This is a genomic window from Micromonospora sicca, from assembly GCF_003172935.1.
Taxonomy (GTDB): Bacteria; Actinomycetota; Actinomycetes; order Mycobacteriales; family Micromonosporaceae; genus Micromonospora; species Micromonospora sicca.
Map to the genome: position 1 here is coordinate 1 of NZ_QGKS01000339.1, position 1,567 is coordinate 1,567.

The window sequence follows — 1,567 nt, forward strand, 5'->3', positions numbered from 1 at the left end:
TACCCGATCATGTGGTTCCTGATGCCGGAGGAGCCGGCCAGGCGGGGGCGCTGGCCGGCTCCTCCGGCATCAGGAACCACATGATCGGGTACGCCAGCGCGGCGAAGCCGCCGGTGAGCAGGGTGGCGACGGCGAAGACCACCCGGACGAGGGTGGGGTCGACGGCGAGGTAGCGGCCGAGGCCGCTGGCCACGCCGGCCACCATGCGGTCGGTGGTCGGTCGGCGGAGCTGCTTGTACGGGGCCTGAGGGGTGCTCGTGGAGGTCATGTCCCCACGGTCGCTCGCCGGCCGGCGGACGGCCTCGGTGACCGCCCGGACTCCTACCCTGATCGATCCCTGAGGCGCCAGCGATGAGTCAGGAATCCGACTCTTTTCGATGGAGGTAACCCGGCGCGGGGAGAATTGCCTCCCGTGACCACCTTGCTGGAGCCGCTCCGCAGGATCGCGGCATACGCAGTTTGTGCTGATCAAGACGGCCGAGTGTTGCTGGTCCGCGCATCGGAGCGCTCCGGCACCCCGGGCAGCTGGTCGCTGCCCGGCGGGGCGGTCGACCACGGCGAGGACCCGAAGCACACCGTCGTCCGCGAGACCGCGGCGGAGACCGGCATCTCGGTCGCCGTCTCCGGGCTGGCCGACGTGCTCGCCGACATGCGGGCGCTGCCCGAGCGCGGCATCACCCTGCACACCGACCGCCTGCTCTACACGGTCTCGGTGCGCGGCGGGACGCTGACCGACCGGGTGGACCGCCCGACCGACCTGGTCCGCTGGGTGACCCTGGACGAGGCCCGGGGGCTGCCGCTGCGGTCGTTCACCGCGCGCACCCTGGGGCTCCCCGCCTCCTCGGCCGACGTGGTGCCCGAGGAGGTCCCCGAGTTCCCCTCCTTCTACGCGGTGCCCGGCCCGGACGGACTGCACCGGGCGCAGCGCTTCGCCGCGTACGCCGTGGTCACCGACCCGGAGGAGCGGGTGCTGCTCACCCGGGTCTCCGACGGCTACCCGGGCGCCGGCTGCTGGCACCTGCCAGGCGGCGGCACCGACTACGGCGAGCAGCCGGGCGCGGCGCTGATCCGGGAGCTGGTCGAGGAGACCGGGCAGACCGGTCGCCTGGTCGAGCTGCTCGGCGTGGCCAGCCACCGGGACGCCGCCTCGCTCGGCCCCGAGGGCTACCCGATCGACTGGCACGGGGTGCGCGCCTTCTACCGGGTGGTCGTCGACCAGCCCGCCCCGCCCACCGTGGCCGACGTCGGCGGCTCCACCTGCGAGGCCCGCTGGTTCCGTCGGGAGGAGCTCGGCGCCCTCCCCACCGACCGCCTCACCGAGGTCACCGCCGAAGCCGTCCAGGCCGCCCAACTCCTCTAACCCTCACCCCACTCTGCGCTCCCACCCGCCTGCCCTTCCGGTGATCATGAAGTTGTTGTCCCGACACGCCGTGCCGGCGGGCAATAGGTTCATGATCGACGGGAACGGTGGGTCGGGTAGTGGGAGCAGGGGGGCTGATGGAGGAGCGGCGGCGGATCGGGGCGTACGGGGTGTGCCGGGACGGGGAGCGGGTGCTGCTCGTGCGTG

At 73.1% G+C, this 1,567-nt stretch carries 2 protein-coding genes; one reads left to right on the forward strand and one right to left on the reverse strand.

Annotated elements, in window-relative coordinates:
- Window positions 1-7: 7 nt before the first annotated feature.
- The gene (locus DKT69_RS27660) at window positions 8-268 is read right to left on the reverse strand and encodes a PspC domain-containing protein (protein WP_109804415.1); all 261 of its coding nucleotides are present in this window, start codon (window positions 266-268) and stop codon (window positions 8-10) included.
- A 144-nt stretch (window positions 269-412) separates the two neighbouring features.
- Here DKT69_RS27660 and DKT69_RS27665 point away from each other — a divergent pair, with 144 nt between their 5' ends.
- Complete coding sequence (locus DKT69_RS27665) at window positions 413-1,360, forward strand: NUDIX hydrolase (protein WP_109804416.1); 948 nt, start codon at window positions 413-415, stop codon at window positions 1,358-1,360.
- Window positions 1,361-1,567: the final 207 nt, after the last annotated feature.

Bases quoted from the DNA above. Each gene is read 5' to 3' on its own strand.
- DKT69_RS27660 (WP_109804415.1), bottom strand. From the start codon at position 268: ATGACCTCCACGAGCACCCCTCAGGCCCCGTACAAGCAGCTCCGCCGA.